Annotated in this window: 12 protein-coding genes; 6 read left to right on the forward strand and 6 right to left on the reverse strand. The window is 69.8% G+C overall.

All coding sequences use genetic code 11. The features are described 5' to 3' along the window. Positions 1 to 807 (reverse strand): purine-nucleoside phosphorylase, encoded by an 807-nt coding sequence (locus AAHS21_RS22155; RefSeq protein ID WP_342929699.1) that lies wholly within the window; start codon positions 805 to 807, stop codon positions 1 to 3. 43 nt (positions 808 to 850) lie between these two features. On the opposite strand from AAHS21_RS22155, the gene AAHS21_RS22160 reads away from it, so the two are divergent. From AAHS21_RS22160 to AAHS21_RS22170, 3 genes are read left to right on the forward strand one after another with little or no spacing between them, the layout of a single operon-like run. Next, the gene (locus AAHS21_RS22160) at positions 851 to 1,513 is read left to right on the forward strand and encodes a cutinase family protein (RefSeq protein WP_342929700.1); all 663 of its coding nucleotides are present in this window, start codon (positions 851 to 853) and stop codon (positions 1,511 to 1,513) included. Positions 1,514 to 1,563: 50 nt separating this feature from the next. After that, the gene (locus AAHS21_RS22165) at positions 1,564 to 2,751 is read left to right on the forward strand and encodes a M20 family metallopeptidase (protein ID WP_342929701.1); all 1,188 of its coding nucleotides are present in this window, start codon (positions 1,564 to 1,566) and stop codon (positions 2,749 to 2,751) included. After that, positions 2,748 to 3,926 carry an amidohydrolase gene (locus AAHS21_RS22170; RefSeq protein WP_342929702.1) on the forward strand — a complete coding sequence of 393 codons (1,179 nt, stop codon included), beginning with the start codon at positions 2,748 to 2,750 and terminating at the stop codon, positions 3,924 to 3,926. Before AAHS21_RS22165 ends, AAHS21_RS22170 begins: the two co-directional genes overlap by 4 nt. Here the strand turns inward: AAHS21_RS22170 and AAHS21_RS22175 are convergent. After that, the gene (locus AAHS21_RS22175) at positions 3,923 to 4,489 is read right to left on the reverse strand and encodes a helix-turn-helix domain-containing protein (RefSeq protein ID WP_342929703.1); all 567 of its coding nucleotides are present in this window, start codon (positions 4,487 to 4,489) and stop codon (positions 3,923 to 3,925) included. The two genes, AAHS21_RS22170 and AAHS21_RS22175, sit on opposite strands and share 4 nt — an antisense overlap. Continuing rightward, on the reverse strand, positions 4,486 to 4,965 hold the full coding sequence (locus AAHS21_RS22180) for a gamma-glutamylcyclotransferase (protein WP_342929704.1): 480 nt from the start codon (positions 4,963 to 4,965) through the stop codon (positions 4,486 to 4,488). The genes AAHS21_RS22175 and AAHS21_RS22180 overlap by 4 nt, the downstream gene beginning before the upstream one ends. A gap of 76 nt (positions 4,966 to 5,041) precedes the next feature. On the opposite strand from AAHS21_RS22180, the gene AAHS21_RS22185 reads away from it, so the two are divergent. Genes AAHS21_RS22185 through AAHS21_RS22195 form a run of 3 tightly spaced genes read left to right on the forward strand, consistent with a single transcriptional unit; the run spans position 5,042 to position 9,098 of the window. After that, positions 5,042 to 6,457 carry an NAD(P)H-quinone dehydrogenase gene (locus AAHS21_RS22185; RefSeq protein ID WP_342929705.1) on the forward strand — a complete coding sequence of 472 codons (1,416 nt, stop codon included), beginning with the start codon at positions 5,042 to 5,044 and terminating at the stop codon, positions 6,455 to 6,457. A 44-nt stretch (positions 6,458 to 6,501) separates the two neighbouring features. Then, positions 6,502 to 8,208, forward strand: a complete 1,707-nt coding sequence (locus tag AAHS21_RS22190) for a glycerol-3-phosphate dehydrogenase/oxidase (protein ID WP_342929802.1) — start codon at positions 6,502 to 6,504, stop codon at positions 8,206 to 8,208. Then, the gene (locus AAHS21_RS22195) at positions 8,205 to 9,098 is read left to right on the forward strand and encodes a pseudouridine synthase (protein ID WP_342929706.1); all 894 of its coding nucleotides are present in this window, start codon (positions 8,205 to 8,207) and stop codon (positions 9,096 to 9,098) included. Before AAHS21_RS22190 ends, AAHS21_RS22195 begins: the two co-directional genes overlap by 4 nt. Here the strand turns inward: AAHS21_RS22195 and AAHS21_RS22200 are convergent. Genes AAHS21_RS22200 through AAHS21_RS22210 form a run of 3 tightly spaced genes read right to left on the reverse strand, consistent with a single transcriptional unit; the run spans position 9,043 to position 16,672 of the window. Continuing rightward, the gene (locus AAHS21_RS22200) at positions 9,043 to 11,736 is read right to left on the reverse strand and encodes a cation-translocating P-type ATPase (RefSeq protein WP_342929707.1); all 2,694 of its coding nucleotides are present in this window, start codon (positions 11,734 to 11,736) and stop codon (positions 9,043 to 9,045) included. The two genes, AAHS21_RS22195 and AAHS21_RS22200, sit on opposite strands and share 56 nt — an antisense overlap. A gap of 3 nt (positions 11,737 to 11,739) precedes the next feature. Next, positions 11,740 to 12,333: a DUF5994 family protein gene (locus AAHS21_RS22205; protein ID WP_342929708.1), complete on the reverse strand. Its 594-nt coding sequence runs from the start codon at positions 12,331 to 12,333 to the stop codon at positions 11,740 to 11,742. Positions 12,334 to 12,346: 13 nt separating this feature from the next. Continuing rightward, positions 12,347 to 16,672, reverse strand: a complete 4,326-nt coding sequence (locus AAHS21_RS22210; RefSeq protein ID WP_342929803.1) for a cation-translocating P-type ATPase — start codon at positions 16,670 to 16,672, stop codon at positions 12,347 to 12,349. Between the last annotated feature and the right edge of the window lie 224 nt (positions 16,673 to 16,896).

Below are 16,896 nucleotides of genomic sequence, written 5' to 3' on the forward strand. Positions count from 1 at the left end.
CTAAATCCGGGTGATGACGTCGGCCAGCAGCGCGCCGATCCTGGCCGCCGACGCCGCCCCGGCCGCCATCACGTCGGCATGGCTCAGCGCAGCACCGGTGATCCCGGCCGCCAGATTGGTCACCAGCGAGATGCCCAGCACCTCGGCACCGGCCGCGCGCACCGCGATCGTTTCGTGCACCGTCGACATGCCGACCAGGTCGGCGCCCAGCGTCCGCAGCATCCGGATCTCGGCCGGCGTCTCGTAGTGCGGCCCGGGCAGACCGGCGTACACGCCTTCGGTCAGCTCGGGGTCGGCGTCGCGGGCGAGGTCGCGCAGCCGCGGGGCGTAGGCATCGGTGAGGTCGACGAACTGGGCGCCGACCAACGGCGAACGCGCGGTCAGGTTCAGGTGATCGCTGATCAGCACCGGCTGGCCGACCCGCATGCCGGTGCGCAACCCGCCGGCCGCGTTGGTCAGCACCACGATGCCGGCCCCGGCCGCGCAGGCCGCCCGCACCGGGTGGACGACGTGGCTCAGGTCATGGCCCTCATAGGCGTGCACGCGCCCGGCCAGCACCAGTACCCGGTGCCCGCCGATGCGCATCGACAACAGCTCGCCGGGATGGCCGGCCGCGCGCGGCGGCGCGAAGCCGGGAATCTCGGCCTGGGGCAGCGCGACGTCGGGGGAGCCCAGCTCGGCGATCGCCGGCGACCATCCCGAACCGAGGACGATCGCAACATCGTGCTCGTCAACCCCGGTTTTCTCGCGGATGGAATTTGCCGCGCGCCGCGCGAGTTGTGCACTCTCGGATGCAACGTCGGTCACACTGCGCGAGCTTAGCTTCGCTATATATGTCAGGATTCCCCGCATGAGTTTTGGTAGGTGGCCGGTTGTCGGCGCGCTTGTTGCTGTTGCGGTCTCGGTGGCCGCGCTCCTCAGTGGTCCGGCACCGACGGCGAGGGCGGATTGCCCGGACGTCCAGCTGATCTTCGCCCGGGGTACCAATGAGCCACCCGGCCTGGGCGCCGTGGGTGATGCGCTCTTCGGTGCGCTGCAGGGCTCCCTGGGCGGTCGCAGCTTCGACAACTACGCGGTGAACTATCCGGCCAGCTACAACTTCCTGCAGACCGGTGACGGCGCCAACGACGCCCGCGATCACATCGCGGCGATGGTCGACCAGTGCCCGGCCACCCACCTGATCCTGGGCGGCTTCTCGCAGGGCGCCGCCGCGGTCTCGATGCTGGCCGGGGTGCCGCCGCTGGGCAACACCATCGGTGAGTTCGGGTCGGCCCCGGCGCTGGACCCCGGCCTGGCCAACAAGATCAGGGCGGTCGCCGTGTTCGGCAATCCCGGCAACCGGTTCAACACCCCGCTGTCGACGGCGGGCGCATTCGCCGGCCGTGCCATCGACCTGTGCGCCGCCGGCGACCCGGTCTGCGTCGTCGGCGGTCGCGACCGCGATGCGCACCACGACTATTCGACACCGCCGTTCCCCGGCCAGGCGGCGGGATTCATCGCCGGGCGGGTGTAGCCGCGGTCGGGGCGGTCCGCCGCGGCCTGGTTCGATGAGATACTGCGAGGATGCCCACAAACACCGCATTGGACAGCGTCGAGGACGCGGTGCGGCGTCGTGGCGGCGATCTCGTCGAGTTGTCGCACGCAATCCACGCCGAGCCCGAGCTGGCCTTCGCCGAACACCGCAGCTGCGCTAAAACGCAGGCACTGGTCGCGGAGCGGGGTTTCGAGGTCACTGCGGGCACCGGCGGTTTGGATACCGCCTTTCGCGCCGACTTCGGCAGCGGACCGCTGGTGATCGGGGTCTGCGCCGAGTACGACGCCCTGCCCGAGATCGGACATGCCTGCGGCCACAACATCATCGCGGCCTCGGCGGTCGGAACCGCGCTGGCGCTGGCCGAGGTGGCCGACGAGCTCGGTCTGACCGTGGCCCTGGTCGGCACTCCCGCCGAGGAGGCCGGCGGCGGCAAGGCGCTGCTGCTGGAGGCCGGTACGTTCGACGACGTCGCGGCGGCCGTGATGCTGCATCCCGGGCCGACCGACATCGCCGCCGCCCGTTCGCTGGCCTTGTCCGAAGTGACCGTCGACTACCGGGGCAAGGAATCGCACGCCGCCGTCGCCCCACATCTGGGCGTCAACGCCGCCGACGCCATCACCGTCGCGCAGGTCGCGATCGGCGTGCTGCGCCAGCAGCTGGCGCCCGGGCAGCTGGTGCACGGGATCGTCACCAACGGCGGGCAGGCGGTCAACGTCATTCCCGGCCACGCGGCATTGCAGTACGCGATGCGGGCCGTCGAACTGGATTCGCTGCGAGAGCTGGAGGGCCGGATGTTCGCCTGCTTTGCCGCGGGCGCCCTGGCCACCGGCTGCGAATACGAGATCAGCACGCCGTCACCGGCTTACGCCGAGCTCAAGCCCGACCGATGGCTGGCCGAGATCTGCCGGGAAGAGATGCGCCGGCTGGGGCGGGACCCGGTGTCGCCCGAATTCGAGACGGCGCTGCCGATGGGCAGCACCGACATGGGCAACATCACGCAGGTGCTGCCGGGCATCCACCCGGTGATCGGTGTCGACGCCGGTGGCGCGACGGTGCATCAGCGCGCCTTCGCCGCGGCCGCCGCCGGCCCGAGCGCCGACCGCGCGGTAGTCGACGGCGCGGTGATGCTGGCCCGCACGGTCGTCCACCTCGCCCAGGACAGCGCCGAGCGGGACCGGGTGCTGGCCGGTGTCCAACAACGTCGGGGCGCCCCATGAGCCTGGTCGACACCGCCGAATCCTGGCTGGCCGCGCACTACGACGACATGGTCGAGTGGCGCCGGCACATCCACCGCTATCCGGAGCTGGGCCGCCAGGAGTACGCCACCACGCAATTCGTCGCCGAGCGGTTGGCCGACGCGGGTCTCAACCCGAAGGTGCTCCCCGGCGGTACCGGGCTGACGTGCGATTTCGGGCCCGAACACGAGCCCAGGATCGCGCTGCGGGCCGACATGGACGCGCTGCCGATGGCCGAGCGGACCGGGGCGCCGTATGCGTCGACGATGCCGAACGTCGCGCACGCCTGCGGTCACGACGCGCACACCGCGATCCTGCTGGGCACCGCGCAGGCGCTGGCGTCGGTGCCCGAACTGCCGGTCGGGGTGCGGTTGATCTTCCAGGCCGCCGAGGAGCTGATGCCCGGCGGCGCCATCGACGCGATCGCAGCCGGAGCGCTGACCGGGGTGTCGCGGATCTTCGCGTTGCACTGCGATCCCCGCCTCGAGGTCGGCAAGGTCGCGGTCCGGCAGGGCCCGATCACCTCGGCCGCCGACCACATCCACATCACGCTGTATTCGCCGGGCGGGCACACCTCACGGCCACACCTGACCGCCGACCTGGTCTACGGTCTCGGCGCCCTGATCACCGGGGTGCCCGGCGTCTTGTCGCGGCGCCTCGACCCCCGCAACGGCACCGTCCTGGTGTGGGGCGCGGTCAACGCCGGGGTGGCCGCCAACGCCATTCCGCAGAGCGGCCAGCTGTCCGGCACCGTGCGCACCGCGAGCCGGCACACCTGGCTCGAGCTCGAGGCGATCATCGGTCAGGCCGTGGATTCGCTGCTGGCGCCGCTGGACATCGAACACACGATGCAATACCGGCGCGGCGTGCCCCCGGTGGTCAACGAGGAGGTCTCGACGCGCATCCTCACCCACGCGATCGAGGGGGTGGGCCCCGACGTGCTGGCCGACACGCGCCAGTCCGGCGGCGGCGAGGACTTCTCCTGGTACCTGGAGGAGATTCCCGGCGCGATGGCGCGGCTGGGTGTGTGGCCGGGGGAGGGCCCGCAGCTGGACCTGCATCAGCCGAATTTCGATCTCGACGAGCGCGCGCTGGGGGTCGGGCTGCGAGTGATGGTCAACATCATCGAGCAGGCGGCCCATTTCCCCGAGGGCTAATGCGGGACGGTCAGCCGTCCCATCTCGACGAAGATCGAGTCGCGCAACGCGTCCGCGGACACATCCCGCAGGCCGAATGCCGAGCGGATGAAGGATTCGAACAGCTGCCAGCCCAGCAGCAAGGCGACGGCGTGCGCGGTGGCCAGCCGGGCCGCGTCGTCGCTGGCGTGGAGGGGCCGCACCTCGGCCAGCAGGCGATCGGCGGCCGGAAAGCTGGTCTGCAGCTGGGCCACCGGATAGCCGTCGAGTAGCGCCTGGCTGAGGATGCGCAGCTGGCGGGTGCCGGCGGTAGCGATCTCGGGAAGCTCCGCACCGGCGTCGATCAGCTTGCTCAGCTCCGCAGCCTCGTGGTTGAGCACCGCTCCCACCAGCTGTTCTTTGTTTCCGAAGTGGCGGAAGACCAGGCCGTGGTTGACCCGCGCCCGGGCGGCGATATCGCGGATGGACGCGGCCGCCGGTCCACGTTCGGCGAACAGGTCCGCGGCGCTCTCAAGGATCGCGGCGACGACTTCGTCACGTCCCGTCGGCACCTCACCGGCCGGGCTTGCACCCGGTGTCGTCACGCGGAAGTGCCGGGTCCGATGTTGCGGGCCGGTCGGGTCCGCAAATCGTGCACGTATTCCATTGGCGCGCCGGCGATTTCGGCAGCATCGGCCATCACACCCAGGTACCGTGCCGACGGCAGACCGCCCTCCCAGGCGTCGAGCACGTAGAGCCACGCCAGCACGGGATCGGTGTCGGTGTCCGACGACGTGCGTTCGACCCGGCATCTGATCTTTTTGTGGATGCCGAACTCCGAGCCCTCCCACCGGTCCAGGCTCATCTCGTCGGCCGGTGTCATGTCGTACAGCACGACGAACACCTTGGAATCGGGGTCTTCGACGACGGTGGCCAGCGCGCCTTCCCAGCCGATGTCCTCACCGCCGAAGGTCAGCCGCCAGCCGTGCAACCAGCCCGTTCCGGCCATCGGGGAGTGGGGTGCACGCTGCTGCATCTGCTCGGGATGCATGTTTGATCCGTAGGCGGCGTAGAGCGGCACGGGTGAAAGCTTAAACGGCGGGTGCCCGCCCGGTACTCATCCGGCCGTCCGGCGGGTTCTTGGATAGGTTAGGGCTGTGGTGACCCGCATCGTGATCCTCGGTGGAGGCCCGGCCGGTTACGAAGCCGCGCTGGTGGCCGCCACATCCCACCCCGATACCACCGACGTCACCGTCATCGACTCCGAAGGGATCGGCGGGGCGGCCGTGCTGGACGACTGCGTGCCGTCCAAGACGTTCATCGCGTCGACCTGGCTGCGCACCGAACTGCGCCGCGCGCCCCGACTGGGCTTCGACATCGACATCGACGACGCCAAGATCTCGCTGCCGCGGATCCACAAACGGGTCAGGACGCTGGCCGCCGAGCAGTCCGCCGACATCGCGGCCCAACTGCGCAGTGCCGGTGTGACTTTGGTCGCAGGGCGCGGGGAGCTCTGCGACTCGACCCCCGGCCTGGCCCGGCATCGCGTCAAGGCCACTGCGGCCGACGGCACGGTCACCGAGCACGACGCCGACGTCGTCCTGATCGCCACCGGCGCCAGCCCGCGGGTGCTGCCGTCGGCCCAACCCGACGGCGAACGGATCCTGACCTGGCGCCAGCTCTACGACCTGGAGGCGCTGCCCGAGCACCTGATCGTGGTGGGCTCCGGCGTCACCGGCGCCGAGTTCGTGCACGCCTACACCGAGCTGGGCGTGCCGGTGACGGTGGCGGCCAGCCGGGATCGGGTGCTGCCCTACGAGGACGCCGACGCCGCGCTGGTTCTCGAGGAGGCGTTCGCCGAACGCGGCGTCGACCTGATCAAGAACGCCCGCGCGGAATCCGTCGTCCGCACCGAGACCGGGGTCCTGGTCACGATGACCGACGGCCGGACCGTCGAGGGCAGCCATGCCCTGATGACGATCGGATCGGTGCCCAACACCAGTGGCCTCGGCCTGGAGCGCGTCGGCATCGAGCTGGGCCGCGGCGACTACTTGAAGGTGGACCGGGTGTCGCGGACGTCGGTTCCGGGCATCTACGCGGCCGGCGACTGCACCGGCCTGCTGCTGCTGGCCTCGGTGGCCGCCATGCAGGGCCGGATCGCGATGTATCACGCGCTGGGCGAGGGCGTCAGCCCGATCCGGTTGCGCACGGTGGCCTCGACGGTGTTCACCCGCCCCGAGATCGCGGCGGTGGGCGTGCCGCAAACCATGATCGATGACGGCTCGGTGCCGGCCCGCACGATCATGCTGCCGCTGCGGACCAACGCGCGGGCCAAGATGTCCGGGCTGCAGCAGGGCTTCGTGAAGCTGTTCTGCCGGCAGGCCACCGGGGTGGTCATCGGCGGCGTGGTGGTGGCGCCGATCGCCTCCGAGTTGATCCTGCCGATCGCCGTGGCCGTGCAAAACCGCATCACGGTCAACGAGCTGGCGCAGACGCTGGCCGTGTACCCGTCATTGTCCGGGTCGATCACCGAGGCCGCTCGCCGGCTGATGGCACACGACGATCTGGATTAGCCTTGCCAAGTGAGGAGTCCGTTCCCGTGAGTGACCTGTTGTCCATGCTGGGCCCGCAGCAACGCGCGGCGGCCTGGAAGCGACTCGGCACCGAGCAGTTCGATGTCGTCGTGATCGGCGGCGGGGTAGTGGGCTCCGGGTGTGCGCTGGATGCCGCCACCCGCGGGCTCAAGGTCGCGCTGGTCGAGGCCCGAGATTTCGCCTCGGGGACCTCGAGCCGCTCGTCGAAGATGTTCCATGGCGGGCTGCGCTACCTCGAACAGCTGGAGTTCGGCCTGGTGCGCGAGGCGCTGCACGAGCGGGAGCTGTCGCTGACCACGCTGGCACCGCACCTGGTCAAGCCGCTGCCGTTCCTGTTCCCGCTGACCCATCGGTGGTGGGAGCGGCCCTACACCGCGGCGGGCATCTTCCTCTACGACAGCCTGGGCGGAGCGAAATCCGTTCCCGCGCAAAAGCATTTGACCCGCGCCGGTGCGCTGCGACTGAGCCCGGGCCTGAAGCGCAGCTCGCTGATCGGCGGGATCCGCTACTACGACACCGTCGTCGACGACGCCCGGCACACGATGACGGTCGCGCGCACCGCCGCGCATTACGGCGCGGTCGTGCGGTGCTCGACACAGGTGGTCGCGCTGCTGCGCGAGGGCGACCGGGTGATCGGGGTGCGGGTGCGCGACTCCGAGGACGGCTCGGTGACCGAGGTGCGCGGGCATGTCGTGGTCAACGCGACCGGGGTGTGGACCGACGAGATCCAGGCCCTGTCCAAGCAGCGCGGGCGCTTTCAGGTGCGCGCGTCCAAGGGCGTGCACGTGGTGGTGCCGCGGGACCGGATCGTCAGCGATGCCGCGATCATCCTGCGCACCGAGAAGTCGGTGATGTTCATCATTCCGTGGGGCAGCCACTGGATCATCGGCACCACCGACACCGACTGGAATCTCGACCTGGCCCACCCGGCGGCCACCAAGGCCGACATCGACTACATCCTGGGCACCGTCAACACCGTGCTGGCCACCCCGCTGTCGCACGCCGACATCGACGGGGTGTACGCGGGACTGCGGCCGCTGCTGGCCGGGGAGAGCGAGGAAACCTCCAAGCTGTCCCGCGAGCACGCCGTCGCGGTGCCCGCGCCCGGCCTGGTCGCCATCGCCGGCGGGAAGTACACCACCTACCGGGTGATGGCCGCCGACGCGATCGATGCCGCGTCGCAGTTCGTTCCGGCCCGGGTGGCGCCCTCGATCACCGCGAAGGTGAGCCTGCTGGGCGCCGACGGCTATTTCGCCCTGATCAACCAGGTCGAGCATGTCGGCGAACTCGTCGGCCTGCACCCGTACCGGGTGCGTCATCTGCTGGACCGCTACGGCTCGCTGATGGACGACGTGCTGGCGCTGGCCGCCGATCGTCCCGAACTGCTGAACCCGATCAAGGACGCGCCGGGCTACCTGTTGGTGGAGGCGCTGTACGCCGTCGCCGCCGAGGGGGCCCTGCATCTCGAGGACATCCTGGCCCGCCGGATGCGGATCTCCATCGAATACCCGCACCGCGGCGTGGACTGCGCCCGTGAGGTCGCCGAACTGGTGGCTCCCGTGCTGGGCTGGAGTGACGGGGACGTCAACCGTGAGGTCGCGAACTACACCGCGCGGGTGGAGGCCGAAATCCTCTCGCAGGCCCAGCCCGACGACGTGTCGGCCGACGAGCTGCGGGCCAGCGCGCCCGAAGCGCGTGCCGAAATCCTCGAGCCGGTTCCTCTGACGTGAGGCCCGCCCCGCTGGGAGTGCGCGACGGATTGGGGCCCGCGCGGGTACGGCTGCACGGCGGGGCGGTGCTGGCTGAGCTGACCACGCGGTTCGGTGAGCGGGCCCGGGCCAAGGTCCTCGCCGGTGAGGTCGTCGACGCCGACGGCGCGGTGATCGACGCGGCCACCGTGTTGCCTACCGGCGCCAGCGTCTACCTCTACCGCGACCTGCCCGACGAGGTGCCGGTTCCGTTCGACATCCCGGTGCTCCATCGCGACGACGACATCGTGGTCGTTGACAAGCCACATTTTCTGGCCACCATGCCCCGGGGCAGCCACGTCGCGCAGACCGCCCTGGTGCGGTTGCGCAACGCGCTGGGACTGCCCGAGCTCAGCCCCGCTCACCGGCTGGACCGGCTCACCGCCGGGGTGCTGTTGTTCACCGTCCGGCGCGAGGTGCGCGGCGCCTACCAGATGCTGTTCGCCCGCGGCGAGGTCGTCAAGACGTATTTGGCTCGCGCGGCGGTCGATCCCGGCCTGGAGCTGCCACGGGTGGTGCGCCATCGAATCATCAAGCGCCGCAGCCACTTACAAGCCACAATCGAGCCGGGCGAGCCCAACGCGGAGACGCTGGTGGAACTGTTGTCCCCGGACGGCCGGTACCGGCTGACGCCGCGGACCGGGCGCACCCATCAACTGCGGGTGCAGATGGCGTCGCTGGGGTTGCCAATCATCGGAGATCCGTTGTATCCCAGCGTGATTGACGTGGCCGCCGACGATTTCAGCACTCCGCTGCGATTGCTGGCTCAACGCCTCGAGTTCGACGATCCGTTCACCGGGTCGCGCCGTATGTTCCTCAGCCGCCGGACCTTCGAGACCGGCTCCGGTGGCGGTCACGACGACGCAGGATGACCTTGCGGATCTCGCTGACCCACAGCACCGTGCTGGACATGGCGATGCACACCAGCCATTGGCCCAGCGACAGCGGCTCGGTGGTGAAGGCGGTATTCAGCAGCGGCAGCTGCACCACCGCCACCTGAAGTAACGCCGAGAAGGCAATCGCCGCCCACAGCCAGCCGTTGGCGAACAGGCCACGAAACACGGTCTGCGTCTCCGAGCGGGCATTGAGGGTGTTGAACAGCTGGGTGAGCACCAGCACGGTGAAGCCCGCGGTGCGGGCCGTATCGAGCGACGACGGCATCGGGCCGCCCGGGACATAAAGGTGGATCGTCAGCAGTGTCGCGGCCGCGACGGCCGCGCCGATCACGACGATGTTGTTCCACATCCGCCCGTCGATGACCCGATCCGACGCCGCCCGAGGCGGCTGGCCCATCAAGTCCTCGGTTTGCGGGTCCGCGCCCAACGCCAGGGCCGGGGCGCCGTCGGTGAGCAGGTTGATCCACAGAATCTGGGTGGCCAGCAGCGGTAACGCCACGGTGTGGGCCTGCGACAGGCCGATCGCGCCGGCCAGGACCACCCCGAAAAAGACGGTCAGGACTTCCCCCATGTTCGAGGACAACAGGTAGCGCAGCGACTTCTTGATGTTGGAGAAGATGCCGCGGCCCTCCCGGATGGCCCGCACGATCGTCGCGAAGTTGTCGTCGGCGAGAATCATCTTCGCCGCTTCTCTGGCGACGTCAGTGCCGGTGCGGCCCATGGCGATCCCGATGTCCGCCGACTTCAGGGCGGGTGCATCGTTGGTCCCCTCGCCGGTCACGGCCACAATCTCGTGGTCGGCCTGCAGGGCGCCGATGATGCGCAATTTGTCGGCCGGACCCAGCTGCGTGTACTGCGAGTGCCGGCGCACCGTTTCCCGGAGCTGATCATCGTCCTGCGCGGCGATCTGCGCGCCGGATACCGCCGACTCGTCGTCTTCGATGCCGAGTTCGCGCGCGATGCGCGCCGCCACTCGGGGATGGTCCCCCGTGATCATCACGACCCGGACCCCGGCACGGTGGGCGTCGGCGATGGCCGTGGCGGTTCCCGGGCGAGGGGGATCGGTGAGGCCGACCATGCCCACGTACGCCAGCGGCTGGTCGGGCCGGTCAGCTGCGGCCGGATAGGCCACTGCGACCGCGTGCAGCCCGTCACGCGTGAGCCGATCGGCGCCGCACCGGATGGTCGCCTTCGTCGTATCGTCGAGCGGTACGAGTCGATCGCCGATCCGCACCTGTGTGCAGCGCGCCAGCACCGCGTCCGGGTCACCCTTGGTCACGCGCGTCGACCCGCAGTGTGCCGCCGGTCCGCTGCCGAGCTTCGTCTGCGCAACCAGGAAGGCCGCCTCGACGGGATCGCCCTCGGCAACCCAGCGACCGTCCTGCTCCCGAAGTGCTGTGCCCGCGGCGTGGGCGCCGAGCACCAATGCTGTTTGGCGCCACAGGTTCTCACCTTCCCGAAGCGCGACCCCGTCGTGTTCGAACCTGCCTTCCGGGCGGTATCCCGCACCCGTGACGCTGACATCCCCGACCGGGGTGAGGATTCGAACGACGGTCATCTCTCCGGTCGTGAGGGTGCCGGTCTTGCCGGAGCAGACCACCGAGGCCGATCCGAGGGTTTCGGCCGACGAGAGTTGTTTGACGACAGCGTTTTCGTCGGCCATCCGCCGTGTTCCCAGCGCGAGTACGACCGACATGATGGCGGGCAGCCCCTCGGGCACGGCGGCCACCGCCAACGAGACGCCGAGCAGCACGGCGGTGACCACATCATGGGCGCTGTGCACGCCGAAGACGATGAAGATGCTCGCGATCACCACGACGCCGAGAACCAGCACGGCGATCCCGAGGACACGGCTGGCGCGGTTGATCTCGCGCTGCAAGGGCGTCGCGGTGTCGTCGACGGCGCGCACCAGGCCGGCGATCTGGCCCGTCTGCGTTGCCATCCCCGTGGCGGTCACCACCGCCCGCCCGGCGCCCTTGGCGACCGCCGTGCCCTTGAACACCATGCCGGCTTTCCCGTCCAGCGCCGTCGCCTCGGCCAGGGTCCGCGGATCTTTACGGGCCGGCTCACTCTCCCCGGTCAACGCGCTCTCCAGCACCTGCAGCCCGTCCGCGGACAGCAGCCTGGCATCGGCTGCCACGGCGTCGCCCTCCGTCAGCAGCAGCACGTCACCGGGCACCACTTCGCTTGCGGCAACCCGGCATTCGATTCCATCGCGAACGACGGTCGCCGTGGTCGTCGTCATCCGCGCCAAGGCATCGACCGCGTGTTCGGCGTGGGCCTCCTGTCCGTAACCCAGTGCGGCGTTGAGGACCAGAATGACGCCGATCACCAACGCATCGACCGGCCAGCCGTCGGCCCCCTCCAGGGCCCAAACCACAAGGGAGGCAAGGAGTGCGACCAGTAACAGGTAAATCAGCGGACTGCGGAACTGGCCGACGATCTTCTTCCACTTCGGTAGCGGCGGGACACGTTCGATATCGTTGGGTCCCACCGCGACCAGGCGGCGGGCGGCCTCGTGCGCGGTCAAGCCGGCTTCGGGATCGGTCCGGAGCCGTTGCACGACGACCGGCGGATCGAGAAGCGCGGGATCAGGCTCGACCAGGGCACACACTTGTCATCGGCCGCTCGCCGAGGGGGCCTTGCGCCGGGACTCGATCATGCGGTTGAGCACGATGTGTTCGACGAGGATCGGCACGAAGGTCTGCACCGGCGCATTGACGAATTGTTGGGCGGCCTCTTCACACCAGTCCTTGATCTGGGCGGTGCGCCGATCGTCATCGAGCCCCTCGTGCCGGGCCAGCTTTTCGGCGACCTCAACCACGGACCGCGCGACCGTTGCCCGACCGGCCGGGGCGGCTTCGGCGTCCGCGGGTACTTGCACCTTCGCCAACGCGTCTCGGGCAACCTCTTCGTCGGTGTCCGGACGGATAACGTGCAGTGTGAGGTGGCGGCCGTCTTCGCCGATCAGGATGACACTGGCCGGTTCGTCACTGATGAAGCCCAGCAATTCGATTGTGTACCCGGCGATCTCGGCCAGGGGCGGGGTTTCGTCCCAGCCGTTACGGCGGTAACCCACCATGACGACCTGTCCCAGTCGGTCGGACACCGACGCCACCAGGTCGGGCAACTCCTCGACCAAGTTCTGCGACCGCGGCCACCAAGCTCCGTCGAGATGCTCCGAGGCGGCTCGGTACGGCGTGAGCTGCAATCTTGAATTATTGTTACCGCCAACCACTTTCGACTCCTTGGGTTAGTCGGGCCAACTCGTCGCCCGAGATTTGTCGTTGGATTACCTCAGATGCCCGCCGCAGCAGGCGGGGAGCAATCGCGGGCAACGCACTGGCCACCGCAGCCCCGAGCAAGGCCTGACCCCAGGCCAACGGGTCTACCGGGGTGCAGCCGAACAGCTGGCTGAGTCCCGGAGTGCTGACCACCACCACCAGCACTCCGAGTGAACCGACCGACGTCAACACCACCATCGGCGCCTGTGAGTCGATCAGAGTCTGGGCAAGTTGCGTGCTCACCAGCGCGATCAGCCCGACGGTCGCGGCGCGCTGCGGCATGCCGGTCGCGCTGGCCATCGTCCAGGCCAGCGTGGCGCCGATCGTGGTGGCCGCACCGCGAATCCCGATCGCGCGCCACATCGCGGCCTCGTCGCGGTCCTCATCGGCTTTGTCGGACTGCGGGCTGACGGCCAGCGCGGCGGCGGGCAGCGCGTCCGTCAGCATGTTGACCAGCAGCATCTGCCGGGCGTTGAGCACCGATCGCCCGGTCAACAGGGCGGTCATCGTCGCGAAGCACGCTTCGCCGAGGTTGCCGCCCAGCAGCATCGAGACCGCCGAGTGCACCCGCTGCCACAGCTGCCGGCCTTCGTCGAGAGCATCAAGCAGCGCCTCGATCCGTTCGTCGAGCAGCACCACGTCGGCCGCACTGCGCGCCGCGTCGCTGCCGCGGGCCGCCACCCCGATGCCCACGCTCGCCGCCCGGATCGCGGCGGCGTCGTTGACACCGTCGCCGACCATCGCCGTGACCAGGCCCGCCCGCTCGAGGGTCTGGACCACGTCGATCTTGTCTTCTGGCGTCATCCGGGCGAACACCACATGCGATTTGACGGTCTGCGCCCGCTGGTCGGCGGAGAGCGCTTCCCAGTCGCTGCCGGTGACCACCTGATCGGCGCTCACGTCGATGCCCAGCTCCTGGGCGATCGCCCGCGCGGTGCAGGGATGATCACCGGTGATCAACCGGACCGCGATGTCGCGCTCGGAAAGGCTCTGCAGCAGGGCACGGGCCGCCGGCCGCGGCGTGTCCGCCAAGCCGATCAGACCGACCGGGGTAAGGCCGGACGTGCACACGCTTTCCAGATAGCCGGGGTTGGCGGCGGCGGCCGCTGCCTGGTGCGGGGTGAGTTCGCGCTCGGCAACCGCCAGCACCCGAAGACCATTGGCCGCCATCTCGTCGACCTGCTGCGCCAACGGCTGGTCGTCATGCCGCAGCGCTGACGAGAGCGCCTCGGGCGAGCCCTTGATGGTCAGTCGGGTGCCCACCAGCGCCGCCGCGAACGGCCGGCCGGAGGACTGGAACGGTAGGAACGCGTCGCGGCTGCGCCGCGGTGGTGGCGGCAACCCGTCGTCTCGCAGCTGCGGGTCGTCGGCGGCTTGGGTGATGGCGTCGTCGGTGGCGTGGTCGACGCGGTGGGTGTGCCTGGCGTAGCTGGTGCTCACCGCCGCGTCGAGCACCTGTGCCGGGTTGTAGCCGGCCATCGGGTGCACCGATTTGACCCTCAGCCGGTTTTCGCTGAGCGTTCCGGTCTTGTCGAAGCAGACCACGTTCAACCGGGCCAGCGCTTCGATCGAGTGCGGATTGCGGATCAGGACCGATCGGTCGGTGAGCCGACGGGCCGCGGACAGCTGGGCCAGGGTGGCCACCAACGGCAGCCCCTCCGGAATGGCCGCGATGACCAAGGTGACCGCACTGGACATCGCGTCGCGCAACGGTGTGCCGCGCACCAGGCTGATCAGCCCCACCAGGCCGCCGCTGGCCACGCTGAACGGCAACGCCCGACCGGTGATGTGGCGCAACTGCCGCTGCAGGCCGACCTCTTGCAGCTTCCGCGGGGCCATCGCCAGCGCTCGGCGCATCTCCGAGCGCGAGCTCGCCGCGGTGACCACGGCCACCGCGGTGCCGGCGACGATCGTGGTGCCGGCATAGATCATGCAGGTGCGCTCGGCGAGCGGGGCGCCCGGTGTGGGCTCGGTCTGCTTGGCCACCGGTAGCGATTCGCCGGTCAGTGTGGATTCGTCGACCTCGACATTGATCGCGCGCAGCAGTCGGGCGTCCGCCGGGACCACCTCGTCGGCCCGGACTTCGATGACGTCGCCGAGCCGCAGCCGCCTGGTGGCGACGTTCTCGTAGCGCTGGGCTTCCACTCGGCCCACGTAGCGGCGTGCGGGCGGATCCTGCACGGCCAGCAGGCGATCCAGCGTGCGTTCGGCGTAGAGCTGCTGCTCGGCCGACAACGCCGCATTGGACAACAGCACACTGCCCACCAGGACCGCATCCAGCGGGGAGCCGAGTAGCGCGCTGGCCAGCGCTCCGGTGGCTAGCAGCGGGGTGATCGGGTCCGCCAGGTCGCCGCGCATCTCGCCGACGAAATCGCGGAGCAGACCCCACGATGCCGCGGTGGCATCGTGGGCCGCACGAACCGCCGGCCGCTGTGACCACCACGTCGGTACTTCCACCACGCGTTGGTCCGTCGGGCGGGGCAACAGCCGCTGCACTTCCGTGACGGGCAGCGCGTGCCATTCGTGACTGGTCTCCGGTTCGGGCAGTGGATCGCGAAACGCCTTCGCGGCCGCCCGGTATCCGAGCCACAGGCTGGTGACCATGCCGATGTTGACCGACGTCGAACTGCGGCCTGGCACACCGGGAATCAACATCAAGGCGCCGAGCGCCGACGCCGAGGCGGACAGCCGGACGGCGCCCTCGGTGGCGGACCGGGCGGCGGGCAGTGCGTGCAGCACCCGCCAGACGCCGGTCAGGTCGTCCACGATCACGTCGGCATTCCATGGCGGCGGCCGCCCGTCGCGCAGCACGCCGATCGTGATGTCGGACCGGTGGGCGGCCCGCATCTCCGCCGTCGTCAGCAACGCCACGGTGGCGCCGCCGGCCTTCAGTTCGGCCACCGCCGCTGCCACCGCGTGGTCGATCGAGCCGTCTGTGGGATAGAGCTGATCGAATCCCCTTGCCAGGGAACGTAACCCGTCGTCATCCAGGGAGAAGATCCGCGGCTGTGACCGGCGCGCTTCGGTCAGCACCGCCGCGGCGAACGGATCGCGAACCGGGCTGATCAGCGCCTCGCCGACACTGCCGGCGCCGGGGATGTCGGCCAGCTGGTGCCATCCCGGCTTCAGGCCGTCACTTTCGAGTTCGGCCCGCACCGCTTCCCACGCGTGGGAACGCACCGAATTCTCCACGCCCAGAATGCGACTGACCATCAGCTCGTCGGTGTAGAGCGCTCGCGGGTCGATCATGATCGCGTCGATCCGATCGAGTGAGCGCAGCACACGAGGGTGCAGCACCAGCGCGTCATGGTCGACGTTGAGTCCGCTGCTCATCGCACAGGCGAACGCCTCACGCACGGTGCGCAACGGCTTCGGAACGGTACTGAGCGCGGCGGCACCGGCCGTGTCGAGATTCCGTGACACCAGACCCACCAGCGCGCCGGCCCCGATACCGGCCAGGCCGACGCGGTTCGCATAACGTTCGGCGGGACCGTCGGGCGGGCGGGGCCGGTCCCGCGTCGTCAACGCCGCATCGTCCGGAATCGGTAGGCAGCCCACCGTGGATTCATGCCGGGACCACGCCAACCGGCAACTCCACGCCTCCGCCGCCAGCAGAGTGTTGGTAGCGGCCTCGGCGGCCGCCGCCGTCGGCGACACCGTCAGCGCGGCAGTAGCGGCGTTGACCAAACCGAACAACACATCGGTTCCCTCCGGACCGAGGCGTTGTTCCAGCTCTCGACGCACTCGCGGCAGGTGATCGGCCAGCGTCGGTACCACGGCCACCAAGTCGGGCATTCTGGGCAGGCGCAGCAGGCTGCCGGTCAGTGAAAGACCAAGGCCCACAGTGGCGGCCGTGGCCGCGACCATCCGTGCCACCAGCACCGCATCGTCACCCGGCAGCGAGGCCGGCTGGTGTCGTGCGACGCCTACCCGGCCGCGCGATTCGGCGTTCTCGACGATCCGGCACAGGTCGATCAGCGAGGGCGCGTCGGCGGCGTCGGTGTCCACGGTGACCACGACCCGCGCCAGGGCGCGGTTGAGGAAGGCCGTGCGAATACCGGGTGTCGCGCGGACGGCGGCCAGCACGTCGGCAGCGATGGCGCTGGCATGTTCGCCGCCGAGACCGCGCACCTCGATCCAGCACCGCGGCCCGCTGCGGCTGGTGCGCCGTGCCGCGGGGCCGCCCAGCGCCTCGATCAGCACGCCCGCCGTCGCGCGTGCCGCCGACGAAACATCCGGCGCGCCATGGGTTAACGACTTGCTCATTCTGGCCGCCACGCCGACGCCGGCGAGGGCCGTGTGTGCCGCTCCGGCCGCAGCGACAACGCCTGCGCTCAGCGCCATTTGAGTACCGCCGACGGTCGCCCGCAGCGGGCCGGCCACCAAGGCCAAGCCCGGTAAACCACGCGGCGTGATCACTTCGTCAGACTATGCGGCGCGGAGCTGATTCAGAGGAGCCGTAAGGCCCCCCTTCGGTGGCTTTCGTCCCT

Origin of the sequence: Mycobacterium sp. 050272 (assembly GCF_039023525.1) — a bacterium.
In the GTDB taxonomy this organism is placed as follows: domain Bacteria; phylum Actinomycetota; class Actinomycetes; order Mycobacteriales; family Mycobacteriaceae; genus Mycobacterium.

Bases quoted from the DNA above. Each gene is read 5' to 3' on its own strand.
- AAHS21_RS22170 (WP_342929702.1), top strand. From the start codon at position 2,748: ATGAGCCTGGTCGACACCGCCGAATCCTGGCTGGCCGCGCACTACGAC.
- AAHS21_RS22210 (WP_342929803.1), bottom strand. From the start codon at position 16,672: ATGAGCAAGTCGTTAACCCATGGCGCGCCGGATGTTTCGTCGGCGGCA.
- AAHS21_RS22190 (WP_342929802.1), top strand. From the start codon at position 6,502: ATGCTGGGCCCGCAGCAACGCGCGGCGGCCTGGAAGCGACTCGGCACC.
- AAHS21_RS22165 (WP_342929701.1), top strand. From the start codon at position 1,564: ATGCCCACAAACACCGCATTGGACAGCGTCGAGGACGCGGTGCGGCGT.
- AAHS21_RS22160 (WP_342929700.1), top strand. From the start codon at position 851: ATGAGTTTTGGTAGGTGGCCGGTTGTCGGCGCGCTTGTTGCTGTTGCG.